At 42.4% G+C, this 25,412-nt stretch carries 24 protein-coding genes; 13 read left to right on the top strand and 11 right to left on the bottom strand.

From position 1 onward, the window contains the following. Positions 1 to 169: 169 nt before the first annotated feature. The 7 genes from ABDD94_RS16395 to ABDD94_RS16365 all read right to left on the bottom strand — a co-directional run bounded on the left by ABDD94_RS16395 (position 170) and on the right by ABDD94_RS16365 (position 6,296). A complete protein-coding gene (locus ABDD94_RS16395) occupies positions 170 to 796 on the bottom strand; it encodes a porin family protein (protein WP_345953155.1) in 627 nt (208 codons plus the stop codon). 143 nt (positions 797 to 939) lie between these two features. Beyond that, positions 940 to 1,533, bottom strand: a complete 594-nt coding sequence (locus tag ABDD94_RS16390; protein WP_345953154.1) for a porin family protein — start codon at positions 1,531 to 1,533, stop codon at positions 940 to 942. Between the two features lie 239 nt (positions 1,534 to 1,772). Beyond that, positions 1,773 to 2,795: a glycosyltransferase family 9 protein gene (locus ABDD94_RS16385; RefSeq protein WP_345953153.1), complete on the bottom strand. Its 1,023-nt coding sequence runs from the start codon at positions 2,793 to 2,795 to the stop codon at positions 1,773 to 1,775. After that, positions 2,792 to 3,400 carry a DUF4254 domain-containing protein gene (locus tag ABDD94_RS16380; RefSeq protein ID WP_345953152.1) on the bottom strand — a complete coding sequence of 203 codons (609 nt, stop codon included), beginning with the start codon at positions 3,398 to 3,400 and terminating at the stop codon, positions 2,792 to 2,794. Before ABDD94_RS16380 ends, ABDD94_RS16385 begins: the two co-directional genes overlap by 4 nt. A 32-nt stretch (positions 3,401 to 3,432) precedes the next feature. Next, positions 3,433 to 3,927 carry a D-glycero-beta-D-manno-heptose 1-phosphate adenylyltransferase gene (rfaE2, locus tag ABDD94_RS16375; RefSeq protein ID WP_345953151.1) on the bottom strand — a complete coding sequence of 165 codons (495 nt, stop codon included), beginning with the start codon at positions 3,925 to 3,927 and terminating at the stop codon, positions 3,433 to 3,435. 3 nt (positions 3,928 to 3,930) lie between these two features. Next, positions 3,931 to 5,613, bottom strand: coding sequence for a helix-hairpin-helix domain-containing protein (locus tag ABDD94_RS16370; protein ID WP_345953150.1), 1,683 nt, complete (start codon positions 5,611 to 5,613; stop codon positions 3,931 to 3,933). Positions 5,614 to 5,825: 212 nt separating this feature from the next. Then, the gene (locus tag ABDD94_RS16365) at positions 5,826 to 6,296 is read right to left on the bottom strand and encodes a DoxX family protein (protein WP_345953149.1); all 471 of its coding nucleotides are present in this window, start codon (positions 6,294 to 6,296) and stop codon (positions 5,826 to 5,828) included. Positions 6,297 to 6,675: 379 nt separating this feature from the next. Here ABDD94_RS16365 and ABDD94_RS16360 point away from each other — a divergent pair, with 379 nt between their 5' ends. The 10 genes from ABDD94_RS16360 to ABDD94_RS16315 all read left to right on the top strand — a co-directional run bounded on the left by ABDD94_RS16360 (position 6,676) and on the right by ABDD94_RS16315 (position 17,465). After that, a complete protein-coding gene (locus ABDD94_RS16360) occupies positions 6,676 to 9,144 on the top strand; it encodes a glycoside hydrolase family 31 protein (RefSeq protein WP_345951023.1) in 2,469 nt (822 codons plus the stop codon). A 191-nt stretch (positions 9,145 to 9,335) separates the two neighbouring features. Next, on the top strand, positions 9,336 to 9,662 hold the full coding sequence (locus ABDD94_RS16355; RefSeq protein ID WP_345953148.1) for a metalloregulator ArsR/SmtB family transcription factor: 327 nt from the start codon (positions 9,336 to 9,338) through the stop codon (positions 9,660 to 9,662). 2 nt (positions 9,663 to 9,664) lie between these two features. Next, a complete protein-coding gene (locus ABDD94_RS16350) occupies positions 9,665 to 10,126 on the top strand; it encodes an SRPBCC family protein (RefSeq protein ID WP_345953147.1) in 462 nt (153 codons plus the stop codon). A 169-nt stretch (positions 10,127 to 10,295) separates the two neighbouring features. Further along, positions 10,296 to 11,018 (top strand): head GIN domain-containing protein, encoded by a 723-nt coding sequence (locus ABDD94_RS16345; RefSeq protein WP_345953146.1) that lies wholly within the window; start codon positions 10,296 to 10,298, stop codon positions 11,016 to 11,018. Between the two features lie 126 nt (positions 11,019 to 11,144). Continuing rightward, on the top strand, positions 11,145 to 11,450 hold the full coding sequence (locus ABDD94_RS16340) for a hypothetical protein (RefSeq protein WP_345953145.1): 306 nt from the start codon (positions 11,145 to 11,147) through the stop codon (positions 11,448 to 11,450). A gap of 125 nt (positions 11,451 to 11,575) precedes the next feature. After that, the gene (locus tag ABDD94_RS16335) at positions 11,576 to 12,388 is read left to right on the top strand and encodes a hypothetical protein (protein ID WP_345953144.1); all 813 of its coding nucleotides are present in this window, start codon (positions 11,576 to 11,578) and stop codon (positions 12,386 to 12,388) included. 118 nt (positions 12,389 to 12,506) lie between these two features. Further along, a complete protein-coding gene (gene tig, locus ABDD94_RS16330) occupies positions 12,507 to 13,859 on the top strand; it encodes a trigger factor (RefSeq protein WP_345953143.1) in 1,353 nt (450 codons plus the stop codon). A 418-nt stretch (positions 13,860 to 14,277) separates the two neighbouring features. Continuing rightward, a complete protein-coding gene (gene clpP, locus ABDD94_RS16325; RefSeq protein WP_345951030.1) occupies positions 14,278 to 14,997 on the top strand; it encodes an ATP-dependent Clp endopeptidase proteolytic subunit ClpP in 720 nt (239 codons plus the stop codon). A gap of 94 nt (positions 14,998 to 15,091) precedes the next feature. Continuing rightward, positions 15,092 to 16,330: an ATP-dependent Clp protease ATP-binding subunit ClpX gene (gene clpX / locus ABDD94_RS16320; RefSeq protein ID WP_345951031.1), complete on the top strand. Its 1,239-nt coding sequence runs from the start codon at positions 15,092 to 15,094 to the stop codon at positions 16,328 to 16,330. A gap of 271 nt (positions 16,331 to 16,601) precedes the next feature. Beyond that, a complete protein-coding gene (locus tag ABDD94_RS16315; protein WP_345953142.1) occupies positions 16,602 to 17,465 on the top strand; it encodes an AMP nucleosidase in 864 nt (287 codons plus the stop codon). 170 nt (positions 17,466 to 17,635) lie between these two features. Here the strand turns inward: ABDD94_RS16315 and ABDD94_RS16310 are convergent, their stop codons facing one another. The 4 genes from ABDD94_RS16310 to ABDD94_RS16295 all read right to left on the bottom strand — a co-directional run bounded on the left by ABDD94_RS16310 (position 17,636) and on the right by ABDD94_RS16295 (position 23,366). Beyond that, positions 17,636 to 18,916, bottom strand: a complete 1,281-nt coding sequence (locus tag ABDD94_RS16310; protein WP_345953141.1) for an anthranilate synthase component I family protein — start codon at positions 18,914 to 18,916, stop codon at positions 17,636 to 17,638. A gap of 149 nt (positions 18,917 to 19,065) precedes the next feature. Continuing rightward, positions 19,066 to 20,343 (bottom strand): adenylosuccinate synthase, encoded by a 1,278-nt coding sequence (locus tag ABDD94_RS16305; RefSeq protein ID WP_345951034.1) that lies wholly within the window; start codon positions 20,341 to 20,343, stop codon positions 19,066 to 19,068. 150 nt (positions 20,344 to 20,493) lie between these two features. Then, a complete protein-coding gene (locus tag ABDD94_RS16300) occupies positions 20,494 to 20,961 on the bottom strand; it encodes a transcriptional repressor (protein ID WP_345951035.1) in 468 nt (155 codons plus the stop codon). A gap of 173 nt (positions 20,962 to 21,134) precedes the next feature. Continuing rightward, a complete protein-coding gene (locus ABDD94_RS16295) occupies positions 21,135 to 23,366 on the bottom strand; it encodes a bifunctional (p)ppGpp synthetase/guanosine-3',5'-bis(diphosphate) 3'-pyrophosphohydrolase (RefSeq protein ID WP_345951036.1) in 2,232 nt (743 codons plus the stop codon). Between the two features lie 108 nt (positions 23,367 to 23,474). Between ABDD94_RS16295 and ABDD94_RS16290 the strand changes: the two genes are divergently transcribed. Genes ABDD94_RS16290 through bshB1 form a run of 3 tightly spaced genes read left to right on the top strand, consistent with a single transcriptional unit; the run spans position 23,475 to position 25,329 of the window. After that, positions 23,475 to 24,086, top strand: a complete 612-nt coding sequence (locus tag ABDD94_RS16290; RefSeq protein WP_345951037.1) for a DUF4294 domain-containing protein — start codon at positions 23,475 to 23,477, stop codon at positions 24,084 to 24,086. 2 nt (positions 24,087 to 24,088) lie between these two features. Continuing rightward, positions 24,089 to 24,607 carry a glutathione peroxidase gene (locus ABDD94_RS16285; protein WP_345951038.1) on the top strand — a complete coding sequence of 173 codons (519 nt, stop codon included), beginning with the start codon at positions 24,089 to 24,091 and terminating at the stop codon, positions 24,605 to 24,607. 2 nt (positions 24,608 to 24,609) lie between these two features. Then, positions 24,610 to 25,329 carry a bacillithiol biosynthesis deacetylase BshB1 gene (gene bshB1, locus ABDD94_RS16280; protein ID WP_345955990.1) on the top strand — a complete coding sequence of 240 codons (720 nt, stop codon included), beginning with the start codon at positions 24,610 to 24,612 and terminating at the stop codon, positions 25,327 to 25,329. The last annotated feature ends 83 nt before the right edge of the window (positions 25,330 to 25,412 follow it).

Here is a 25,412-nt window from a genome sequence, read left to right as displayed (position 1 = left end):
TACTATAAAATTAAAAATAAACTCAAATTAATCTTCGTAAGCCTGCTTTATAGCGAATAATGTTGCTAAATAACTGTTGAATTGGAATGAAACGGTATTACTACTTCTGTTACAGTAGTACTTTTATGCTGATGGTACTTTTAGTTTAATTTCCAATACTTACGTGCGGCTATTTAAAATAGTAGCCAACTGATACGCCCAATACACGTGTTTTTACATTATTGTAATAAGAAGTGTTTGCCACGCCTAAATCGTATGAAACCGTAAACAGCAAGCCATTATTGAGTGAATAACCTGCCAGGCCTGTGATGCCGTAGTCCATACGTTTAATGTTATCAGAACTCCCGTCGGCAAGGTTTGTGTTGCTGCCTATGGTTATTTTAGAACTATAATATCCTGGGGTTGTATCGTAATAGTATATGGGGCCATAACGTTTTCTGTTTGCACTAACAGCTACAGCAGCAAATGGGCCCGCACCAAAAAAGAATTTGCCAGGTCCTGCCGATTGTTGGTAAACGAAAGGAACCGGAATATGTATATAACCTAAATTTATTTTCTCATTGCGGTCTCCCATTTTATACCCTTTTCCCGAGTAAAATGTGCCCGGTTGTAAAGATATAGCCTGGCTTAGTTTGAAGTTTATAAAAATACCCGCCGAAAAACTGGTTATACTGCCATTGTAAGGTTTGGCTGAAGCGAAGTTTACACCACCTTTGATGCCAATAGATGATTTTGATTGTGCAGATGCCGTTAAAAATGAACCTGCCGCTAAAATGACCAGCAACGCTTTTTTCATAAACAGTGATATAGATTTTTAGGGTAAGATCAGGAAAGTTTAAAATAGTAGGCTGCCTTAAACACTTGTTACTATATCTAATACAGCCCCATAAAGTTATAACTTAACACTGATGCAAAAAATTAAGTTATTGTTAACTTTCCTTAAAAACTAAATCCTGCCGAAACGGTGAATGTGCGCGTCTTGGTTACAGACCCATCATTACCAAAGTAGATGTTAGCTAAACCATAATCATAACCTGCACTCAATAAAAACCCGCTGTTGAATCTAAACCCAGCCAAAGCCGTAGCACCGTAATCGAACCTTTTGATGCCATCTTCTTTGCCAATCTCAACTTTTTCATCAACATCTTGTGTATCAGTAATTGTGTTACCGCCCATAGTTGCAGATGAAAAGACTTTGCCTTTGTTTTTGGCCGAAATGGCAGCTGCTGCAAAGGGGCCGGCTCCTAAAAAGAATTTGCCGGCATTTATATTACCATTATAAAGAAAGTGCACAGGTAACTCTACATAGGTTATCTTATTATCTATTTTGGTTTGTAACGAACCGGTAAAGCCCGGCTCAAATTCAAAATCTAGCACTACTTCATCCAACTTAAGTCCTTTTATAGTATAATACAGGCCTGGTTGGATAGAGAGATTTTCAGTAACTACAACATCTGCAAATATGCCGGCGGAGAATGCCTTAAGTGTACCGAAGGTGTAGGAGCCGGACTCGCCGGTTTGAGTAAGTTCCATATTGGCTAAGTTAAGTCCGCCTTTGAAGCCAAAAGTTGTTTTGTTAGGTAAAGTGAACTGGCCGAAAGCTCACAGTGTAAAACAGGCCAATAAAGTTGTGAGTAAGGTTTTCTTCATATATGTGGGGAAATTTATTGCCTAAATATAGAGGGAAAAGGCGTTTTAACGGAAGCTTGCCTCTTTAATAGCAAGTTTTTGCATTGAATTAAATGTGCGGTTAAATTTGTGTTTCTCACTCGTTAAAGAGAGACAAGAGCAAGAAGCTTACTGGCAATATCCTGGGGGTGGATATTATATAAACAGGCATAGTCGCCACGGAAACATGGTTTATTGCCATATACTGAGCAGGGGCGGCATGCAATATCATCTGCCACTATATTATCTTCAGTCTGGCCATAACCCAAAAAGCCGGCGTAATGGTGTGTTGCTCCCCAAACCGACACAACCGGTGTGCCCACTAGTGATGCCATGTGCATACCGGCCGAATCCATGGCCAGCATTACGTCTAGTTGTGTAATCAGGTCAAGTTCCTGCTTCATGTCCATTCGGTTAATTACGGATGTAACCGATGCATACTTTTGTTCCCATTCATCTGCTATAGCTTTTTCATATGGCAAGCCGCCGAATACAAATATTTTCATCTTGCTGCGGTTAAGCGTTTCTATCACCTGTTCCATACGGCCTAACGGGTAAATTTTGCCTTTGTGCTGTGCGAAGGGAGAAATACCAATCCAAGGTTCGTTCTTAGTGTCTGCAAACGTGTTGACTGCTGGTAATGATTTGCTAAGTTTTCCGGAGAGCGTCAAACTAAAACCGAGCTGTCTAAATACATCTGCATAACGTTCGGGTGTAGAGCGAAGCTGTTTCAGTACTTTGTTAGGGAAGCGGGTAAGCTGCTTTTTCTCCTGGCGGCCCTTTGTGATTTGTTGGCCGGAGATGCCACTTAGTTTAAAGAGGGCCTGCAACAGGTTTGTGCGTAAGTTATTGTGGAGATTTGCTAAGGCATTATAAGGCCCAAGCGTTTTTAAATATTGAAACAACTTAAGCGTGCCTGTAAAACCTGAGTACTCCGCTTTAAAATCTGCTTTCACATACTGCAACCGGTCGATGCCCTCAAAGAAGGCTGCAAAAGCCGGGCGCGAAACATAGGTGATCTTCAAATCGGGATGCTGTTGCAATAGTTCTTTGATCACCGGCACCGTCATAGCTACATCGCCCATAGCCGAAAAGCGCATAACGAGTATGTGCTTTTTGCCTGTCATGATTGCTTGTTGCCGTATAATACTGGGTTAAGTAGGGGGTCGTTATACATCTTCATTTGCCGGTAAACGTGCATACGTCTTTCGCCACTTGCAATATCTTCTAAAAGCTCATCAATAGCGGTCGACAGATCCACGCGTTGCTGTAATAAGACCGTTAATTTACGGTTGCAGGCTGCCAGTTGATCTTGGTCAATGTCAATGCGCTGGGTTTCTTCCTGCATGTGGTATATTTTTAGTGCAAGTATGGAAAGCCGGTCAATTGCCCAGGCAGGACTTTCTGTGTTGTACCGCGCAGATGTACCGGGTACTACATTTTTAAATTGTTCGGCAAAGTAATCGTCTATACGCTCCACAATATCGGTCCGGTCCTGGTTCGATTTATCAATGAGACGTTTCCAGCGCAGTGCAGCTACAGGGTCAATGTCGGGGTGACGTACCTCATCCTCCATATGCCACTGCGCAGCATCTATCCAGCATTTTTGGTATAGCAGGTTCGAAAAATCTCCGGCGGCATAAGGATTTACGGGTAAGCGTTCTATCTCATTATAGATGTGATAGTCTTTAACAACCTCGTTAAACAGCTTATTACATTGTTCGCTAACCATAGTAACTGGTAAAAAGCTGCAAATATAACGATTTACCCTTTTATCTTGTTGATTATTGCGGTAGACGAGTATCCATCTACAAAGGTGATGGTTTTTACCTCGCCGCCATTGGCAATTACCTCTTTAGCCCCGGCAATGTTTTCTATCTGGTAATCGGCACCTTTTACCAATACATCCGGCAGCAAGGTGCTGATCAGATTGAGCGGTGTGTCTTCTTCAAACAAAACAATGGCATCAATAAAAAAGAATGCAGCCAAAAGCATGGCCCGGCTATTTTCATTGTTTACGGGCCGGCTCTCACCCTTTAATCGCTTAACCGATGCGTCGGCATTGAGGCCTATAATTAACTTATCACCCAACTCCGCCGCCTTTGCCATATAGCTTATGTGCCCAATATGCACCAGATCAAATACGCCATTGGTAAATACTACTTTTTGGCCTTGCTGCTTCCATTCATTTACTTTGGTTTTTAATGTTGGCAGGTCGGTTATTTTTGATAGTATTTGTTGTTCGACATTTTTTTCCATGTTTTAGCCTTGTACAGGATGACCTGACTTTTTAAATTTAAAAATTTCCGTTATCTCCGATAGCGAAAATGCGTTAAGGCAGTTTTGTTTGGTTACGCCGCCTTTGCGGGCCACTAGTACACCATACTCCATATCCTTAAAACCTTCAACGCGGTGAGCATCTGGATTTATAGATAGCTTAACGCCTTTATTTATGGCGTACTGGCACCAGCGCCAATCCAGATCCAAGCGAAAAGGATTAGCATTAATTTCAATAACTACATTATTAGCGGCACAGGCGTCAATCACTTTTTCGTAGTCTATCTCGTATCCTTTACGGCTTAATAGGAGCCGGCCTGTAGGGTGTCCAAGTATAGTGGTATAAGGATTTTCAATGGCCTTTATAATCCGGGCGGTAGCCTTTTCCTTGTCCATTTTAAGGTTAGAGTGTACCGATGCTACTATGAAATCAAACTTTTCCAATATCTCATCCGGATAATCAAGCGAACCGTCGTTCAAAATGTCCGACTCTATACCTTTAAATATATGAAAGTCGTTAAGTTTCTGGTTCAGGCGGTCAATTTCCTCATGCTGCTGCAAAACGCGCTCAATGCTCAAACCTTTGGCGTAAAACGCACTTTTGCTGTGGTCACAAATGCCCAGGTATTGCAATTTGATTTCATCGCGGCAATAGAGGGCCATTTCTTCAAGCGTGTTGATGCCATCGCTCCAGGTACTGTGATTGTGTAATGAACCTTTCAGGTCATACAGGTCAATTAAATCGGGCAATAACGGCTTGTTAACATAACTATCGCCTTCCCGTAACTCAGGCGGAATCCAAGGCAGGCTTGCCTTTGTATAAATAAATTCCTCACTCTCCGGCTGGTCAACCACGTCCACAATATTTTTCATTACGGCATCTACGTGCTCCTCGTTACCGGTGTAGGCAAACAAATCGCGATAAAAGAAGCGTTTCTCGGTCACAATAATATCTATTAGCAAACCGTTTGCGGTTTCGCCGTTCACATGACAGTCTTTAACCGTTACTTTGTTAAGCAGGGTGGAGGTCGATAAATTGCTCAGCGCCAGTTCTACATCACGTGTGCCTAACACAATGGAAAGTTCTGATATTACCTCGCAGCAACGGCGGTAATCGCCGGCAAACTCTGCCAGCGCACCCGGGAACATCTCTGTGAGCAGTAACATCAATTCTTCAGCCTCGTGGCGGGCTTGTGCATATAAAAATTTGCCGTTACTGGCCATGCGAAATTCTAATGCGCGTTTGATCTCGTCCTGGGTTTTTATACCAAAGCCTTTTGCTTCCACCAAACGGTTTTCGTTGCAGGCATAATAAAGCTCGCCGGTGTTTTCTATACCCAGCTGGTTCCATATAATGCTTACCTTTTTAGGGCCAATGCCTTTGATGTGCAACATCTCAACAACACCGTCGGGTGTAGCCTGCAGCAGGTCTTCCAGGTCTTTGATGGAACCTGTATCCAACAGTTCCTTTACGTAGGCAGCCAGAGTTTTGCCTATACCATCAATCTGGTTTATTTCTTCAATGCTCTTGCTGGCTAACTTGTAGGGGAGCTTGTCAATTTTAAAAGCGGCATTTGCCACCGAACGTATCTTGAATGCATTTTGATTATGCAGTTCCATTAATTGCGCTAAAAGCTTAAGGCGGCCAGCAATAGGTTTATTTTCCATATCGGATAGTAAGGCAGTAAAAATACGAAAGGCTTTGAATTGAACAGCTAGCATGCCGGTTTTGTTGAAAACAAATTAGCTGAAGTTGTGCCTGAAAGGCTTGCGTTACAATTGTAGCGATGGAATGTGCATTAAATTGAAAAAAGCCGCTGTGCTCATTTGTTGCATAGCGGCTTTTCCATTTCGCCTATAGAATGGTCTGAACTCACTAATCAATCCCTAGGTTGCGTTTTATAGTTCTGGTAGCCATTTTTAATCCAGTGGTCTAATGAGTAAGGTCCTGATCCGGTTACCCAGCATACAATGAGAAGCAACAGTACAACGATTGATAGCCAAAGTTCGGAGTTGATGAAGGATAAGCCACGGGTGCTGTTCACAAACAAAATAGCTCCTAACAAAATAGGGATTTGAATAACAACAGCAAACCGGGTTATTAAGCCGATCATAATTAGTAGCCCACCTACCAGATGAACCAGTGCCACGGTATGGATTACCACCATAGCCATAAGTCCCGATACACCAAACGTACTATTTTGTATAATCCAGTCTTGCTGTACCTGCGTTTGGCTAATAAAGGTAACTCCTTTGCTAAATATGATCAGTCCCAGCAGTATCCTAACCACTTCGAGCCATTTGGTGTGATGCAGGTCGCCCCAGTGCTCCACTTTCTGTACCATGTTCATAATGTCCTCCTTTTTAATTGGTTACTTAAAGTTACACATAATTAAACAGGAAGATACTCCTATAAAATGTAATGTAATTTTGTGTACTAATATGTAAAACAACCGGATAGTTAACTAGGAGCTAACTCAAATTTTGGGTAGCCAGACCGCTATAGACACACAAAAGTTCACATTACATCAGTGTATAAGCTGATATGAGTATGTTAAAAGCAAAAAAAATGATGGTGTTGATAATTTTCTTTCTACTTTTCGGTCGATATTTTCGTATACCGTAGTAAATACGTTAACAGTTATTGTGTTATGGCTTAATTATTGGTACTTAAGCCTAAATATTTGTTACATGCGTTTACATATATCCTAATTCTACTAGTTAATTTAAATGGAACCTATTATTCCCCCAACTGAACCCACTCCGGAATCTCCTGCTGTAAAATTAATTGAACAGGAAGAGGAAGTTTTTCAACACGTTAATAACCCCGTACTGGGTTTAAAACCCATTGTAAAAAAATATCTGGGCTCACCCAACCAGGTTGAGCAAAAAGGCAACAAGTTCTTTTTCAGCGATGGCGAGGCTAAGGTTGAGGTGGTTGTTGTAACTGATGAGATTATTCGGGTACGTATGGCCCCGCACGGCGTGTTTCTCGAAGAGTTTTCATACGCTGTGCCTAAGCTGCAATCTAAAGTGTCGGTATTTCACCTGCACGAAAATGATGAAGAATATCGCATTTCCACCAACACCGCTAACTGCCATATAAACAAGAAAGACTTTTTTATATCGTTTTCAGACAGCCAAAACCATGTAACCAGCGCCGATGCTGCCCCCATGCACTGGGAAGAAAATGTGCAGTTTGGTGGTTATTATGTTTTTGGCACCAAGGTTTGCCATCCCGAGGAAGCTTTTTTTGGCCTGGGCGATAAGCCTACTGACCTTAACCTGCGTGGCAAACGTTTTGTAAACTGGAATACAGACGCATATTCGTTTGCCTGGAATCAGGATCCTATTTACCGCAGCATACCTTTCTATATTAGCTTAAATGAAGGTATTGCTCATGGTATCTTCTTTGATAACACCTTTAAAGCACATTTCGATTTCGGTGCCGAAGATCATGGTAAGACCAGTTTTTGGGCCGATGGCGGAGAACTGCAGTATTACTATATACATGGGCCTAATATGATGGATGTGGTTAAACGTTACCACATACTAACTGGTACGCATCCAATGCCACCGCTTTGGGCGCTGGGATATCATCAATGCCGATGGAGCTATTACCCCGAATCTAAAGTGCACAAGGTGGCCAAAAACTTCCGTGAGCATAAAATTCCATGTGATGGTATTTATCTGGATATTGATTATATGGATGGCTACCGTTGCTTCACCTGGAACCGTAAATATTTTCCTGATCCAAAAAAGATGATTAAGGAACTGGCGGCTGATGGATTTAAAACCGTAGTAATTATAGACCCTGGCATAAGGGTGGACGACAATTACTCAGTGTTTAGGGAAGGGAAGGCCAACCGGTATTTTTGCCGACGCAGCGATGACTACTTCATGGAAGGCCACGTATGGCCAGGCCGCTGCCAGTTTCCCGACTTTACCAACCCCGAAGTACGCGAATGGTGGGGAACATTATTTGACGAACTGGTACAAATGGGCGTAGCCGGTGTATGGAATGATATGAATGAGCCGGCTGTGTTCGGTGCCGGAACTTTCCCGGATGATGTCCGTCATCAGTTTGATGGCTTCCGTGGTTCTCATCGTAAAGCGCATAACGTATATGGTATGCAAATGGTGCGTGCTACTTACGAGGGCATGCGCAAGCTGATGAAAAACAAGCGGCCGTTCACTATTACCCGTGCGGGCTATTCGGGTGTGCAGCGTTTTACCTCCGTTTGGACGGGTGATAACGTAGCCTCTTGGGAGCATTTGCGTTTAGGCAATGTGCAATGCCAACGTTTGTCTATGTCGGGCATACCATTTTGCGGCACTGATATAGGCGGCTTTAGCGGTGAGCCCGATGGCGAGCTGTTTACACGCTGGATACAGATGGGCACCTTCTCGCCGTTTATGCGTGCGCATTCAGCCGGCGATACCAAGGAGCGTGAGCCATGGAGTTTTGGTGAGCCGTATACCGCTATTAACCGTAAGTTTATTGAACTGCGTTATAAACTTATTCCTTATTTATACTCTACTTTTTGGGAGCACCATCGTTACGGTTTTCCTATACTGCGCCCGGTAATAATGCAGGAGCAGGACGAGATCAATAACCAGGCGCGCCAGGATGAATTTACCTATGGTGATAAAATTTTGGTATGCCCTGTAATGGAGCCCGGCCAAACCAGTAGGCGTGTTTACCTGCCCAAGGGCAACTGGTACTATTATTGGGATAATGCTATGGTTGCGGGTGGCGAAGAAGTTGAAGTGGCTACACCGTTAGAAAATATTCCAATCTTTGTTAAAGCCGGTTCTGTTATACCCGAATACCCGGTAATGCAATATGTAGGTGAAAAAGAAATAGAGGAGGTAAAGCTGAACGTTTACTACAGCGACGCACCCGCCAACTCTTTCTTTTTTGAAGATTATGGTGAAACCTTTGCTTACGAACAGGATATCTACTCAGAGAAAAAGTTTGTGGTAAGCGGCAAGCCATCATCCATGACTATACAGCAAACTATGGAAGGCCTTTACACACCGCGTTACGAAAATTATTATTTCAATGTAGCCGGGTTGCCGTTTAAGCCGACCAAAATAATTGCCGACGGTAAAGAGGTAAGTGATTTTGATTTTACGGCTGAAAAAGTGCTAAACTTTAAATTCACTAAAAACTTTAAGCAGATAGAGGTGATGTAATCATAACGACTTCCAAGCTTCATCAAAAATGCTTGCAGGATTAAATTGGTATTTAATAAGGCGTTTCCTAAAGGAGCGCCTTTTTTATTGGGCATGTAAATAACATGCACCCAGGAGTAAGCTAAAAATCAAAAAATATTTATTTGTCGTTATTTGGCGTCATGTTATATTTGTCGTTATATAACGACATAATGATTTTAAGACGAGACATATTTCAGGCCATTGCCGATCCAACCAGAAGGTCTATTTTAATTTTGCTGGCTTCACAGTCTATTACAGCAGGGGCAATTGCCGATCAATTTGATGCTGCCCGATCTACCGTTTCCAAGCATATCCAGATACTTACCGAATGTGATTTAATAGAATCGAGCCAACGAGGGCGGGAGATATACTACCAGATTAAAATGGACAAGGTGAAAGAAATTGACGTTTGGTTGGATCAACTTAAAAGGGTCTGGGATGAGCGCTTTAATAATTTGGATAAGTATTTAGAAAAAATTCAACAAAACAAACTATAACAATGGAACACACAGAAAGCAGAGAAATGCGCATTACCCGGGTATTTAAAGCGCCTATTGAATTGATGTGGGAAGTATGGACAACCCCCGAGCACATTGTAAATTGGTGGGGACCTAATGGCTTTAGCAATACTATTCATCAAATGGATGTGCAAAACGGAGGAGAGTGGCAGTTAACCATGCATGGGCCAGATGGAACGGATTACCTTAACAAAAGTATCTTTAAGGAAATCATTCCGTTCAAGAAAATAGTGTTCGAACACTTTAATCCGCATTTCATTACTACAGTTGTTTTTGAGGCTATAGGCCAGGAAACCCAAATAGATTGGAGTATGCTGTTCGATACAGCAGACATGCGTGAAATAGCGATTAAAGCACATAAAGCTGATGAGGGGCAGAAGCAAAATGTTGAAAAACTGGAAAGGTATGTAGCCAACCTGCAAAGTGAGCCAAAAGCCGGGTAAACAAGCACCAGTATAAATGGCTGCTTCTTGTAAACAAGGGCTAGCTTTTTTTATTTAGATGACACCTAAGGTCAAAGCGAAGTTAATTTAAAAGAACACTGCGTTAGTGACTTTTGCATTTTTGGTGTAACTTGAACCCCGAAACCGTCGTCATACTGAAAAATAAGACATGAAAAATCGCATATCTATTCTCCTTTTGTTAGTAGCCGTTACCAGCTTGTCTGTTATGTCATCCTGCCATTTAGGATGCATTAAAGGTTCAGGTAAGCAGGTGAGCGAAAATCGTAACATATCTAAGTTCAGTAAATTAGAAATTTCGGGCGGGTTTAAAATAAATCTGAAACAAGACAGCTCTTACACATTAAGCGTTACTGCCGATGAAAATCTGATGAAATACATTCGCACCGAGGTGAGTGGCAATAAGCTTAAACTATATACCCGCAAAAACTTTTGCAGTGAAAGCCCTATTATGTTAAACGTTGGCATTGGCCAGCTGGAAGAAATTAAAGGATCTGGCGCTGTAGAGCTAGTTTCGGAAGGCCGTATAAATGCACAGAACTTTAAAATGAGTTTTTCCGGCGCTAGCAAAATTGATATGGACTTAAGCGTGGCAGATCTGCAGACCGAAGCCAGTGGCGCAACGCAAATTAACTTAAAAGGACAGGCTGCATCGCACACCTTAAAGGTATCAGGCGTGGGTAAACTGCACGCATTCGATTTTGTGGTAGGTAATTACAACATCAAAACTTCGGGCTCCGGCAACTGTGAAATCAATGTGTTGAAAAGTCTTATTACGCATACCAGTGGTGTAGCCAACATTCAGTACAAGGGTAATCCATCCAATGTAGAAACGCATAAATCAGGCGCTTCGTCTATTAAGAAGGTGCAATAAAAGTGCCTCTGATGTGCCCGTAAGCAGGGCTTTGTAACATAGCCTTTAATGTCATTTCGGGTTCATGTGGAAACCCCCGGCGTTGGCAAGTAAATCAGCTTGGATATGGCCTTTCAATTGTTTGAAATGGCCCTACAACTAAGTTACATAGCAAGGCAAACCATACAAGTGCAAGGCTACCTGCCTCAGCATGCAGAACCTTACATGGGCGGACTTGGCGGCAGTGGATCAGGAATAGGATTGGGCCGAACGTTGGGCACTGGCGAAGGCGTTAGTTTAGCAGTAGGCGTTGTTCCGGTTGAATCGTTATTGAAGCTGCTGGCTGGTACAGGGCTATTTTTCGCAACCTTTCCTGTACGTTTTGCTTTGCATCCGCTGGCAACGCTTAGCCCTATAGCAGCGTACAACACTAAGCCTAAAACTGATCTTTGAATTTTCATGATATGATTAAGCTAACGTTTAAACCTTGCTTTAGTTTACACGTCTATCGAATTGTTGCTGGCAAAGCTGCTCCGGCCTGCCGGTAACAAGTAAATTAAACACAACCTTATCACTTTATGAATAAATTTCACTGGCTGCTGCTTAGTGCAGCGCTATACCTGCTCAGTAGCTGTACAGCACCCCGCATTGCTTTAACCGACGCTTCATGGCATAATACTTTAGGTTATGCGGTAGAGGGACGCACGCAAACAGTACTACAAAAAAAGCCGCTACGTTTTGGCGAGTTCTATACTACCAGCCTTAAAACCTCTTCTAAAAAGTCTTCAGTCTACACCACCGATCTGGACGGACGCCTTGCTCAGCGGCACCAAAATACGCTTGGCTTATTGCACGAGCGCAGTCAGTCGTCGCGCCGGTTCAGGCTGAGCAATGGCAGGGGGCCTGAGTGGCAGGTGTATACCTTTACTCATCTTAATGCGTCAAGCTATTTTGTGGGGCGCAATTTAGAGCTCAATTTTAGCTGGTTGCTCAAATCACTAGGTCTGGGCAATAAAACCGAAAACAGCTACTATGTACAGGTGTTTGAACCTGGTGCCGACCGTCCCTGGGAGCTGTTGCTCGACATGGACGCCATTGACTTGAATGCTAAAAATTACATGGGCTACTTTGCGCTCAACGATGAAGAGTATTACACTATTAAGCCGGTGCTGCACGTAATGGGCAAAAACGGCCCTTCGCGCATTCCTTTTGGCCTAGTAGGGTACGAGATAAGCAATGCCGAAGGTAAAGCCGTGGCTGCGGTTTCAGCCATTAATAAGGGCGTAGTTTACCTGCAGGATTCGCTGATGCCACATGAGCGTTTTTTGATGGCCAATTTGTGTGCTGCGTTACTGTTGTACGAGCCGGCAAGCATCGATATGGAGGGGTAAACAACTGATGATTAAGTAGCTGAAATAAAAAATTATTTGCTTACCTTTGCGCTCCAAAACCGCTAAGGTTAGCTTATAGTTACCGCGGTTATCAAATACTTAATATCAGGTATAAATTATGAATATATCACAGGAAAAAAAGGATAACCTAAACGCGGTTATCAAGATCAACATCAACGCTGAGGATTATCAGGCACGTGTGGATAAGGCGATTAAAGATCAGGCAAAAAAAGCCCAGATACCTGGCTTTCGTAAAGGTATGGTGCCTGCATCACATATTAAACGCATGTATGGCAAAAGCATATTGGTTGATGAGATCAACAACCTGTTATCAGATACACTAAACAATTACTTGAACGAGCAGCAACTGGAAGTATTAGGTCAGCCGTTGCCAAAGGTTGACGACGAAAAAGAGTACAACTGGGATTTTGCCGATAATTTTGAGTTCAACTACGAAGTAGGTTTGGCTCCAGAGTTTGCGGTTGATTTTTCATCAGCAGATAAACTACCCAGTTATAAAATCAAGGTAGACGAGGAAACTCTTGCTTCCCGTATCTCAAATCTTCGCCGCAGCTATGGCAAGATGACAAACCCTGACGTATCGGCAGATAATGACGTGTTATACGCAGAATTAAAACAGCTTTCGCCAGATGGTTCTGTTTTTGAAGGGGGTATTACCAATACAGCATCTGTACGTTTAGACCAGGTACAAGATGAAGCTATCAAAGCCTCATTAATTGGTTTGAAAAAAGATGATGTAGTTGAATTTGATATTCAAAAAGCGTTCAACAATGAGGCTGCACGTGTAGCTGCCATCCTTAAAATAGATGAAGCTACCGCAACTGATCTGCAATCGAAATTCCAATTAACTGTTAAGAACATTAACCGTTTAGAGGAAAGCGACCTGGATCAGGCGTTCTTTGACAAAATATTTGGCGAAGGTACGGTAACAACTGAAGAAGAGTTCCGCACTAAGATTACCGAAGAACTGGAAAACATGATGGTACAGGATGCAGACAGTAAACTGCAAGGCGAGATGTACAATTATGTTTTGAACAAAATCAACTTCGAACTGCCTGATGAGTTCCTTAAGCGCTGGTTAAAAGCCACCAATGAAAAATTGAGCGAAGAGGAATTAACTGGTGGTTATGCTGATTTTGCCAAAAACCTGAAATGGACTTTAATCGGCAACAAGATTATCCGCGATAATAACATCGAAGTAAAATACGAAGATGTACTGGATATGGCTAAAGCTCGCATTGATGCACAGTTTAGGATGTACAGCCCTCAGCCTATCAGCGAGGAGCAGCTTAACCAGTATGCTGTACAGTTTTTACAGGATAAAGAAAACGCCAACCGCATTTTTGAGGAAGCCAAATCACTTAAAGTGTTTGAGTACCTGAAAAGCGTAGTTACACTGGAAGAACAGGAAATTACTTTTGATGAGTTTAGCAAGTTAGGACAATCCTAATTGCCAATTTATATTGAAAACGAAAGCAACCTCACATCCGGGGTTGCTTTTTGCTTTTTATAAAACTTAGTTTTAAAGGAGTTGTTACAGCTACGGCTTTATTTAACCTGTTAAAATGAAACGTTTTGAATAATTAAGTTATATGATTTGTAGTTATATGGCGCAAGGTTTAAGCCGTTAGGGCCAAGGTTGATGCCTGCGTAGTATGACTGCAAACTTAGCTGAAAAGGAGAACACTTACTTAAACAGCTTATAAACGATTCTTCGGTTATTTAATCAAGTTAAATAAGCCATTTTAATAAGTGTCTTGCTTTAAGGTGATAATTTTATATTTTGCCCCACTTATGTGCAAGTGCACTAAAAATTTTTAACCGCCTGCGCCGGATGCGCAATTAAATTTAAAAAATATCTTCACACAATGAATAACATTGATAAAAACGAATTCCGCAAGTATGCGGTTAAGCACCACCGTATTAACAGCATTTTTGTTGACAAATTTATATCGAGCGTAGAGCATAAAATGATGCCTACTGCTATTGCCCACCCGGTTGACATGACTCCTTATATTATTGAGGAACGCCAACTGAACGTAGCACAAATGGATGTATTCTCTCGTTTAATGATGGACCGTATCATCTTTTTAGGTGATGCCATCTATGAGAATATCGCCAACATTATTCAGGCACAATTGCTGTTCTTACAATCAGCCGATGCCAAACGCGATATCCAAATCTACATTAACTCGCCAGGTGGTTCAGTATATGCTGGTTTGGGCATATATGATACCATGCAATTTGTAACCAACGATGTGGCTACAATTTGTACCGGTATGGCTGCATCAATGGCTGCCGTGTTGTTATGTGCAGGTGCCGATGGCAAACGTGCTGCATTGCCGCATTCACGTGTTATGATTCATCAACCGCTGGGTGGCGCGCAAGGTCAGGCTTCTGATATTGAAATTACTGCCCGTGAAATTCAAAAACTGAAAAAGGAACTTTACGAGATCATATCTAAACACAGCGGTACACCATATGAGAAGGTTTGGGAAGCATCTGACCGTGATCATTGGATGATTGCCGATGAAGCTAAAGAGTTTGGCATGGTTGATGAGGTGTTAGGTCGCAACAACGAGAAATAATTATTTAATAGTTTTTCCAACTAACTGAATTATTTTAGGTTATTGCTTAAAATAATTCAGTTATTAGTATTTTTGATATACAAATCTCAATCAGATGAACAAAAACAGCAAGGAAATCAGGTGTTCGTTTTGTGGTGCCGGAAAACAGGATTCTCTGATGCTGATAGCCGGACTAGATGCGCACATTTGTGATAAGTGTGTAAACCAGGCCAACGAAATATTAGCCGAAGAGTTAAAAGTACGGAAAGTAAAATCTGCACCTTCTGCACCTGCTATACTTAAACCATCTGAAATAAAATCTCACCTGGATCAGTATGTGATTGGGCAGGATGATGCCAAAAAAGTATTGGCTGTAGCTGTTTACAATCACTACAAACGCCTTAACCAGCGGGTAGAAAAGGATGAGGTAGAGATTGAAAAATCGAACATTATGATGGTGGGTGAAACCGGTACAGGTAAAACCTTACTGGCTAAAACCATTGCCAAAGTGCTGAACGTTCCTTTTTGCATATCTGACGCTACTGTATTAACCGAGGCCGGTTATGTAGGAGAGGACGTGGAAAGTATATTAACCCGCCTATTGCAGGCCGCCGATTATGATGTTGCTGCTGCCGAAAAAGGCATTGTTTATATTGATGAGGTAGACAAGATTGCCCGCAAGAGCGATAATGCGTCTATTACCCGCGATGTATCTGGTGAGGGCGTTCAACAAGCTTTATTAAAAATACTGGAAGGCACCATGGTAAACGTACCGCCTCAGGGTGGACGTAAACACCCCGATCAAAAAATGATCTCGGTAAATACCAGCAATATCCTATTTATTTGTGGTGGTGCATTTGATGGTATTGATAAGAAGATTGCCAGCCGCCTGCGTACACAAACTGTAGGCTATAAGCTGAAGCGTGATGAAAACGAGGTAGATACTAAAAACCTTTATAAATACATTACGCCGCAGGATTTAAAGTCATTTGGTTTAATACCGGAGTTAATTGGCCGTTTGCCGGTTTTAACGTACTTAAACCCGTTAGACCGCGAGGCTTTGCAGAATATTTTAATAGAGCCTAAAAATTCATTACTTAAACAGTATAAGAAGCTGTTTGATTACGAAGGTGTGAAACTGGAGTTTGATGATGATGTGCTTGACTTTATTGTGGATAAAGCAATGGAGTTTAAACTTGGTGCACGTGGTTTGCGTTCAATTTGCGAGGCTATCATGATCGATGCGATGTTTGAGTTCCCGTCTAAAAAAGATGTAAAGCGACTGACCGTTACCCTTGACTACGCCCGTGAGAAGTTTGAAAAATCTGATCTGAAGAAATTGAAGGTAGCTTAATACAAGTAAGCGTAAAAACGCTTATATTTGTAAAATCTCTTATAAAAAAACACAACCCTGGTGCAACGCCGGGGTTTGTTGTATCTATAGATTTTTGGAGAAGTAACTCCTGTTTAATTGCAAACGTGCAACCTGTTACAGGGCATATCAGCACAATTAAACATTTACAACAATAACAAGGTTATTAATAGTGTCCGGAAAAACCGGAGGCTTTCTTGTACACTAATATGTCATCCGGTAGTCCGGTTAACAATAAAAAAGGAGAAAGAATATGAATGAAGAAATGGATGTAAACAAAGACGCTGGAATTGTAGCGCAGGCAAAAAAAGTAAAAGAAGTACAGTCGCCCGTAAAAAGCGGCTTAAAAACTAAGGAAGCTATTGTAGCCAATTGGCTGCCCCGTTATACCGGCCGTACCCTTGCAGATTTTGGCGGATACATTATCCTTACCAACTTTTCAAAGTATCTGCAGCTGTTTTCGCAATGGCACAACGACGCGCCTATAATGGGTTTAGATAAACCTATGCAAAGCGTAACGGCTGATGGTATTACCATGATTAATTTTGGTATGGGCAGCTCTGTTGCAGCTACGGTAATGGATTTGTTGACTGCTATTCATCCCAAGGCCGTGATATTTTTAGGTAAATGCGGCGGCTTGAAAAAGAAAAACAACGTAGGCGACCTTATTCTGCCCATTGCCGCTATTAGGGGAGAAGGAACCTCAAACGATTACCTGCCTGCCGAAGTGCCTGCATTACCTTCGTTTGCACTGCAAAAGGCTATATCGACCACTATACGTGATATGGGCCGCGATTACTGGACCGGTACCTGCTACACCACTAACCGCCGCGTGTGGGAGCACGATAAGGAGTTTAAAAAGTATCTTAAAGAACTGCGTGCCATGGCAGTGGATATGGAAACGGCAACTATTTTTACCACCGGTTTTGCCAATAAAATACCTACGGGAGCCTTGTTGCTGGTATCAGACCAGCCAATGATACCAGAGGGTGTAAAGACAGCTGAAAGCGATTCTAAAGTAACCGAGCAATACGTTGAAACGCATTTAAAAGTAGGTATCGAATCGTTAAAGCAACTTATCAACAACGGCCTGACTGTAAAGCACCTGAAATTTTAAGTAAGAATGCGCAGGCTTTATTCCCGTGCAGGGGTGGGCCGCGTTGGTGAAATAACTAATTATAACTGCAACTGTCATCTCGAGCGATAGTGAGAGATTTTTTTAAATGGTGTAGTGACGCTTAGAGAAGGTTTCTCCGCATACCGCTTGAAATGGCACAGGCATTTGCTTTAGGAGTTGGCAGCCTTATTCACGCCGAGCACTTCCATGATTGCCTTTGCCTTTAATAAGCATTCTGCGTATTCCTGCTCTGCCACGGCATCAAAAGTGATGGCACTGCCTACCTGGAAAGACAAATACTTGTTATTGGCATTATAAAAGAGCGTTCGGATCACTACATTGAAATCAAAGTCATTATCGGGATTAAAGTACCCTATAGCGCCCGAGTAAATTCCGCGCCGGCTTCGCTCATAATGCTCTATGAGCTGCATGGCACGCAATTTAGGTGCACCTGTCATGCTACCCATAGGGAAAGTATTGCGCACAGCATCTATAACTGAAATTCCCGTCTGTGCCTGGCATGTTATGGTGGAGATCATTTGATGCACCTGCTCAAAGCTGTAGATACCGAAAAGTTCCTCAGTTTGCACGGTGCCGGGTAGGGCCGACTTGGTGAGATCGTTACGTACCAGATCAACAATCATTACATTCTCCTGCTGCTCTTTGAGGTTGGTGCGTAACGCTTGTTGAATGGCTTTATCTTCGGCTGGTGTACTACCGCGCCGGGCTGTTCCTTTAATAGGCTGCGAGATAAGCTTATTGCCGCGCTTGGCCATAAAACGTTCGGGCGAGGCGCAAATAATATACTGATTATTATATTTTAAAAAGCTGGCAAATGGGGTAGGCGACACCCTGTTGAGTTCATGAAAGATATTTAGGGGATCTATGACCGCATTTTCAGCATAAAACTCTTGGCAAAGGTTAGTAACGTAAATATCGCCTCGGTTAATGTGTTGCTTAATTTGGTTGAAGGTATCAATATACGCTTCCCTTGTAAAACGAGATTGCAGATTTACGTTACTTTCTCCATCCGACCGACTGATGGTTTGCTGGTTGATGTCATTCCATACTTGTACTGCATCATCGCTTATAATCTCTACCTTGTTACCTTCAATCATAATAAGGTGTAGTGGCGCAAAGAAATACAGGTCAGGAAATTGCAGCTTTTCTGCATTATTTGATTCGAGATCTTCGAGTTCGTTTTTGAGGTCATAACCCATAAAGCCGGTTATCCAACCGTTATGTTGCATCCTAAACGCCTTTAAGGCCTCAAATGCGTCGGCTGCAAAGGCAGTAACCTGATCTCGCACACCAACTGCCAGTAACACGTCAAACTTACTATATAGGCTGGTGTAATGATTTGAATCTAGATAGCAGCACACATTAAATGAAGCGGCCCATTGCAATGCCTGCTTTTTAACATATGCGCTATCGTGCGTTTCGAAAATCATTTACTTCAAAATAAGCTTCAAACAAAAAGGCCGGGAGAACCGGCCTAGATAAACATTTCATCATTGCGAGAAACAAAGCAACTCATGAGTTATGCTGTGCAATTTGCTCACCTTAATCAGATATCGCTTCGTTCTTGGTATTAACGGAATTAATGTAACACCAATGTCTGCTTCCTATCTGGACCTACTGAGAGATACTTAATAGGCACCTGGAGTTCGGCCTCCAAAAAGTCGATGTATGATTTCAGCCTTGCAGGTATTTCCGATAGTTCGGTAATGCCGGTTAAATCCTCATTCCAGCCATCAATTTCTTTTAATACAGGCTCCGGCTTAATCGTGCAAATATCATACGGCATGTAATCAATAGTCTCGCCCTGGTAGTTATAGTGTGTGCAAGCGTATATCTTTTCAAAGCCGCTCAGTACATCGGCCTTGGTCATTACAAGCTGTGTTACGCCGTTTAGCATAATCGCATACTTCATAGCCGGCAGATCGATCCAACCGGTACGGCGGGGGCGGCCGGTTGTAGCACCAAACTCATGGCCTAACTGGCGTAATTGTTCACCTAATTCATTATCTAGTTCCGTAGGGAACGGACCACCACCCACGCGGGTGCAATACGCTTTAAAAATGCCAATGACATCGCCTATCTTGCTTGGTGCAATACCCAAACCGGTACAAGCGCCTGCAGTTGTGGTGTTTGATGACGTAACAAAAGGGTATGAGCCGAAGTCAATATCCAACATAGCGCCTTGTGCACCTTCGGCCAAAACTTTTTTACCTTGTTTAAGGTAATCGTTTACCAGATGTTCAGAGTCTACCAGTTTAAACTGTTTAATTAGCTCAATCGCTTCAAAGAAAGCAGCTTCACGTTCGCTAAAATCAACCACATCACCATATAAAGCCTCGAGCATTGAGGTGTGTTTGTGAACCAGCTTTTGGTAGCGCTCTTTAAAATCGGGCAGGGTAATATCACCTACGCGTAAGCCATTACGGCCAGTTTTGTCCATATAAGTTGGACCAATGCCTTTCAGCGTTGACCCAATTTTACCTTCGCCCATCTTTTTCTCATTAGCTGCATCCAACAACTGGTGCGTAGGTAAAATGAGATGCGCTTTTTTTGCAATCATGAGGTTGCCTTTAGCCAACAAATCATGACCGGCATCCTTTAATTTGTCCAGTTCCTTTTTTAAAGTAATTGGATCGATTACAACACCGTTACCAATCAGGTTCATGGTGTTTTCGAAGAATATACCTGAAGGAATGGTGTTCAGTACGAACTTTTTACCATCAAACTCCAATGTGTGCCCGGCGTTAGGGCCACCCTGAAAGCGTGCTATTAAATCATAACCAGCGCTTAGCACGTCAACAATTTTTCCCTTGCCTTCGTCGCCCCATTGGAGGCCTAATAAAACATCAACAGCCATTTATCGAATATTTTTACATCGTTGCCCTTTGTTGCAACAACAGTATGCAGACCAAAATTTTAAGCTGCAAAAGTAAGATTATAAAAGAAACAATCCCTATCAAATCCAAAAACTTCTGCTTGGATTTGATAGGGACAAGTATGAAGAAAATTAATTCCTGCGGTCACAGTAGCCTTCTTTCAATTTGGTGCAGTTGCCATACAAATTTAAAGAATGGTGCTTAATGTCGAACTTTAATAAATCACCCATCATGCTTTGTATCTGCTGTATGCGCGGGTCACAAAATTCAACCACTTTACCGCAGTCAATACAAATGATATGATCGTGCTGCTTATAGCCGTATGATTTCTCGAACTGGGCCATGTTTTTTCCAAACTGATGCTTGGTTACCAAATCGCACGATACCAGTAATTCGAGTGTATTATATACCGTGGCGCGGCTTACCCGGTATTTCTTATTCTTCATGTGGATGTATAGGGATTCCACATCAAAGTGATCACTGCGCGAGTAGATCTCTTCGAGGATGGCAAAGCGCTCAGGCGTTTTGCGCAAACTTTTATTTTCGAGATACGCCTCGAAAATTTTTTTAACCATATCAATGGTTTCCTGTAGAGGCATAATATTACAACAGTTAAGAAGTCAAAGGTAGGAATTTATGTATAGAAACAAGAACTAAGAGCCAAGAAACGAAGGCAGGGTTGACAGGCTAATGTAATTCTTTTAACCAACAAAAAGCAGAAGCTGAGACGGTTTATAAAGTCCTGGCTTCTGCTGTTTGTTGGTCTCTGTGCTTAAGACGCTTTCTCCACCGGCGTAGGCGCCGAGTCGAAGCGTGTAACGGCAGTTATGCCTTTTACTTGCTTCAGGCGCTTAATCAGGTTATCTAAGTGCTCGGTATCGTTTACATACATCATAATGGTGCCTTCAAAAATACCATTATCACTATCTACTGATATGGAGCGCATGTTTACTTTAAAGTCAGACGATATAACGGTGGTTAATTTGTTAATCAAGCCTACATCGTCAATACCGGTAATACGTAATCCCGTCAGGAAGGCCAGCTCGTGCTGGGTAGTCCAGCGGGCTTTCACTATGCGGTAACCATAGTTTGCCATCAGTTTGGCTGCGTTAGGGCAATTGGTGCGGTGTATTTTAATGCCATCGCTTACCGTAATAAACCCAAACACATCATCTCCGGGTATGGGGTTACAACAGGTGGCCAGTTTATAGTCTATCTTTTGCATGTCTTCGCCAATAAGCAGTATGTCGCTGTCTTTGGCTTTAACGTTACGCATCAGGCTTTGCACCTGTTCCTGATCGATCTTATCCTGCGGCTTGTTCTCAATCACCCGTTCAGATGCCTGGTATTCTTTCAAATCCTGCAAATCAATCAGGCCCTTGGCTACATTGTAAAACAAATCTTGAGTTGATGAAAGTTTGAAGTAGTAAGAGAGCTTATGAATGTTTTCAGAATTGTAAGTAATCTTCAATGATTTTAACTTACGCTCCAGTATCTCTTTACCATCCTCGGCAATTTTACGCTTAGCCTCCTTAAGCGAGGATTTTATTTTAGCTTTAGCCTTTGCTGTAACCACAAAGTTAAGCCAGTCCTCTTTAGGGCTTTGCTTACTTGAGGTGATGATTTCCACCTGGTCGCCGTTTTGCAGGTTGTAATTTAACGGAACCAGTTTGTGGTTTACCTTGGCGCCAATACAGCTGGCACCGACGTCGGTATGTATCTCAAATGCAAAATCAAGCGCGGTAGCGTTTGATGGCAATTGAATAAGCGCACCTTTAGGCGTGAAAATGAAAATTTCATCGCTGAAGAGGTTCATCTTAAAGTCGTCCAAAAAGTCGAGCGCGTTACTGTCGGGATTACGCAGTAATTCGCGAACTTTATGTATCCACTGGTCTAAACCACTGTCACTCGATGACTCTTTATATTTCCAATGTGCTGCAAAACCCTTCTCCGCAATCTCGTTCATGCGTTTAGTGCGTATTTGCACCTCAACCCATTGCCCGCGTGGACCCATTACCGTAGTGTGTAATGATTCATAACCGTTGGCTTTAGGTGATGATACCCAATCGCGCAAACGATCGGGATTAGGGCGATAGGAGTCTGTTACTACTGAGTAAGCTTTCCAGCAGTCTGCTTTCTCATTTTCAGGGGTGCTGTCCAGAATAATGCGGATTGCAAAAAGGTCATATACCTCCTCAAACGGAATGGCCTTCTTTTTCATCTTATTCCAAATGGAATGGATGGATTTAGGCCTTCCAAAAATATCAGCATGTAAGCCCTGGCTGGCTAGGGTAGCTTTTACCGGTTCAATAAAATCATGAATAAATCGTTCGCGTTCGGCCTTTTTTTCATTCAGTTTCTTTTTAATGAACTGATAGGTCTCGCGCTCCATGTATTTCATGGAAAGGTCTTCCAACTCTGACTTAATGGCATATAAACCTAGCCTGTGCGCTAATGGCGCATACAGATAAACCGTTTCAGATGATAGCTTAAGCTGCTTGTCGCGCGGCATAAACTCCATCGTACGCATGTTGTGCAGGCGGTCGGCCAGCTTTATCAGTATTACCCTTACATCATCGGCCAGGGTAAGCAGCATTTTTCTAAAATTTTCGGCCTGCAGGGAGCTGTTGGTATCAAATACGCCCGATATCTTGGTTAAGCCGTCAATAATCTTAGCTACTTTCTTACCAAATTCTCTCTCAATATCTTCCAGTGATATGTCGGTATCTTCAACCACATCATGCAGCAAGGCGCACACAATAGAGGTAGTGCCCAGGCCAATCTCTTCGGCCGCAATTTGGGCCACGGCAATGGGGTGATATATATAAGGCTCGCCCGATTTCCGGCGCATATCTTTATGACTCTCTAAAGCCATATCAAATGCTTTGCGAATCATTCTCTTGTCGCCTTTTTGCAAGGTAGACTTGGATGCCCGCAACAAAGCACGGTATCTTTTTAATATTTCCGCTTTTTCGGCTTCCAGATCAATCACTAAATCTTTCATTTATAAGCGTTTGTTATCTAAATATCATAAATAGGGCAGCTAAATAATTAATTGCCCGAGATTTGTAAATCACTAAAAAATAGCATTATTTTTGTGTTACGTAAATATATGAAATATATTGGTTTAATGCTATTGTTATGCTGTGTGGTAGGGCAGGTGATGTCTCAAAACCAGTTGCCTCACCCTAAAGTAGGCAAAAATGATACCATTAAAACTTACCTGACAGAAAGCAACGGCGAACTGGTACCTTGGGTTGTTTTGGCTGAAGTGCCGGTAACCGGAGTCCGCATATTTCCGAGCGAGGCTGACCGCAAAGCGTACTATCGGTTAAAATACAACGTTTATAAGGTTATACCTTATGCACGTATAGCCGGCGACAAGTACCGCCAGCTGCAGCGTGATTTGGCTGTTACTACCGATAAAGATAAACAGAAGGAGTTGATTAAGGCCTGCGAAATGCAGGTAAAGGAATTATTTAATAAGCAAGTAAAGAACCTGACCATCACACAGGGCGAAATTTTAATTAAATTAATTGACCGCGAAACAGGCGCTACCAGCTATGATTTAGCAAAACAATTAAAAGGTGGATTTCATGCTTTTATGTTTCAATCTGTAGCACGTATATTTGGCCACAATTTAAAAGAAACTTACGACCCGGATCAAGAACGTGATATAGAAGCCATCCTCAGACAGGCGGGCTATTACTCCAACAGATATTAATAATGGACGAACAAAGTATTTACCGGTTTAGCGTACAAAAGCTAAACGGTGAAGAAGTGAACTTGAGCGATTATAAAAACAAAGTTTTATTAATTGTTAACACAGCCTCGCAATGCGGCTTTACCCCACAGCTTAAAGACCTTGAAGTATTAAGGAACGAGTTTGAGGGAAAGGATTTTGAAATTCTTGCTTTCCCATCAAACGATTTTGGAGGGCAGGAACCCTTGGAAGGAAATACGATAGGCAAATTTTGTAAGATCAATTTCGGCGCGCATTTTCCGGTCTTTAGCAAGGTAAAAGTGAAAGGGCAGGATGCGCATCCGCTGTTTAAATTTTTAGGCAGCAAAAACCTTAACGGCCGTATTCAAGCGGCGCCAAGATGGAACTTTCATAAATACCTGGTTGATCGCAGCGGCCACGTGATCGATTTTTTCTACCCTTTTACTAAACCTACCTCGGCTAAAATTAAAAAGAAGATAGGCGAACTGCTTTCGGCTGATGAGGCAATCTTAAGCTCATGAGCATAAAGTTGGATATACTGGTACTGGCTGTGCACCCCGATGATGCAGAGCTGGGCTGTGCCGGCGTTATTTTAAAGCATAACGCTATGGGTAAAAAAACAGGCATCGTCGATTTAACCCGAGGCGAGTTGGGTACACGTGGTTCTGCCGAAATACGTGCCGCCGAAGCCGAAGCCGCAGGTCGGATTTTAGGCTTAGCCCTACGCGAAAATTTGGGCATTCCGGATGGTTTCTTTCAAAATACTCCCGAGTATCAGCTTAAAATTGTTGAAGTAATTAGGCGCTACCAGCCCGAAATAGTAATTACTAACGCCTATCACGACCGTCATCCTGACCATGGGCGGGCCAGTGAGTTAGTAGAAACATCGTGCTTTTTAGCCGGCTTGCGCAAAATCGAAACTTTCCATGATGGGCAACCACAAGAAGCATGGCGGCCTAAGCAATTGCTGCACTTTATACAAGACCGGTATATCGAACCGGATATATTAGTTGATATAACAGACTACTGGGACACAAAAGTTGCCAGCATTATGGCCTATAGATCCCAATTCCACAATCCAAACTGGGAAAACGAACCACAAACGTACATTTCGTCACCAGAATTTATTAAAGGTGTAGAAGCACGAGCCAGAGAAATGGCGCGTTCTATTCAGACCAGGTACGCCGAGGGTTTTACTTCGCGAAAGATATTGGGTGTTGATAGCTTATTTGATTTAAAATAGGTGTAAAAAGTTAAGAGCCAGTAAACAAGAACAAGCTTTGTGTAATAAGCTTAGAGGTTCTTGTTTATTGGCTCTTGTTTTTG

It is taken from the genome of Mucilaginibacter sp. PAMB04168, assembly GCF_039634365.2.
Lineage (GTDB): Bacteria > Bacteroidota > Bacteroidia > Sphingobacteriales > Sphingobacteriaceae > Mucilaginibacter.
The sequence above is the reverse complement of the archived record's forward strand: the minus strand, read 5'-3'. Positions and strand labels throughout refer to the sequence as shown.

Excerpts from the sequence above, each read along its gene's own strand:
- clpX (WP_345951031.1), top strand. The coding sequence starts at position 15,092 with ATGAACAAAAACAGCAAGGAAATCAGGTGTTCGTTTTGTGGTGCCGGA.
- ABDD94_RS16385 (WP_345953153.1), bottom strand. The coding sequence starts at position 2,795 with ATGACAGGCAAAAAGCACATACTCGTTATGCGCTTTTCGGCTATGGGC.
- ABDD94_RS16305 (WP_345951034.1), bottom strand. The coding sequence starts at position 20,343 with ATGGCTGTTGATGTTTTATTAGGCCTCCAATGGGGCGACGAAGGCAAG.
- ABDD94_RS16295 (WP_345951036.1), bottom strand. The coding sequence starts at position 23,366 with ATGAAAGATTTAGTGATTGATCTGGAAGCCGAAAAAGCGGAAATATTA.
- ABDD94_RS16310 (WP_345953141.1), bottom strand. The coding sequence starts at position 18,916 with ATGATTTTCGAAACGCACGATAGCGCATATGTTAAAAAGCAGGCATTG.
- rfaE2 (WP_345953151.1), bottom strand. The coding sequence starts at position 3,927 with ATGGAAAAAAATGTCGAACAACAAATACTATCAAAAATAACCGACCTG.
- ABDD94_RS16395 (WP_345953155.1), bottom strand. The coding sequence starts at position 796 with ATGAAAAAAGCGTTGCTGGTCATTTTAGCGGCAGGTTCATTTTTAACG.
- ABDD94_RS16300 (WP_345951035.1), bottom strand. The coding sequence starts at position 20,961 with ATGCCTCTACAGGAAACCATTGATATGGTTAAAAAAATTTTCGAGGCG.
- ABDD94_RS16355 (WP_345953148.1), top strand. The coding sequence starts at position 9,336 with ATGATTTTAAGACGAGACATATTTCAGGCCATTGCCGATCCAACCAGA.
- ABDD94_RS16335 (WP_345953144.1), top strand. The coding sequence starts at position 11,576 with ATGAATAAATTTCACTGGCTGCTGCTTAGTGCAGCGCTATACCTGCTC.
- ABDD94_RS16285 (WP_345951038.1), top strand. The coding sequence starts at position 24,089 with ATGGACGAACAAAGTATTTACCGGTTTAGCGTACAAAAGCTAAACGGT.
- ABDD94_RS16340 (WP_345953145.1), top strand. The coding sequence starts at position 11,145 with ATGGCCCTACAACTAAGTTACATAGCAAGGCAAACCATACAAGTGCAA.
- ABDD94_RS16390 (WP_345953154.1), bottom strand. The coding sequence starts at position 1,533 with ATGGAACTTACTCAAACCGGCGAGTCCGGCTCCTACACCTTCGGTACA.
- ABDD94_RS16360 (WP_345951023.1), top strand. The coding sequence starts at position 6,676 with ATGGAACCTATTATTCCCCCAACTGAACCCACTCCGGAATCTCCTGCT.
- tig (WP_345953143.1), top strand. The coding sequence starts at position 12,507 with ATGAATATATCACAGGAAAAAAAGGATAACCTAAACGCGGTTATCAAG.
- clpP (WP_345951030.1), top strand. The coding sequence starts at position 14,278 with ATGAATAACATTGATAAAAACGAATTCCGCAAGTATGCGGTTAAGCAC.
- ABDD94_RS16365 (WP_345953149.1), bottom strand. The coding sequence starts at position 6,296 with ATGAACATGGTACAGAAAGTGGAGCACTGGGGCGACCTGCATCACACC.
- ABDD94_RS16370 (WP_345953150.1), bottom strand. The coding sequence starts at position 5,613 with ATGGAAAATAAACCTATTGCTGGCCGCCTTAAGCTTTTAGCGCAATTA.
- ABDD94_RS16290 (WP_345951037.1), top strand. The coding sequence starts at position 23,475 with ATGAAATATATTGGTTTAATGCTATTGTTATGCTGTGTGGTAGGGCAG.
- ABDD94_RS16315 (WP_345953142.1), top strand. The coding sequence starts at position 16,602 with ATGAATGAAGAAATGGATGTAAACAAAGACGCTGGAATTGTAGCGCAG.
- ABDD94_RS16345 (WP_345953146.1), top strand. The coding sequence starts at position 10,296 with ATGAAAAATCGCATATCTATTCTCCTTTTGTTAGTAGCCGTTACCAGC.
- ABDD94_RS16350 (WP_345953147.1), top strand. The coding sequence starts at position 9,665 with ATGGAACACACAGAAAGCAGAGAAATGCGCATTACCCGGGTATTTAAA.
- ABDD94_RS16380 (WP_345953152.1), bottom strand. The coding sequence starts at position 3,400 with ATGGTTAGCGAACAATGTAATAAGCTGTTTAACGAGGTTGTTAAAGAC.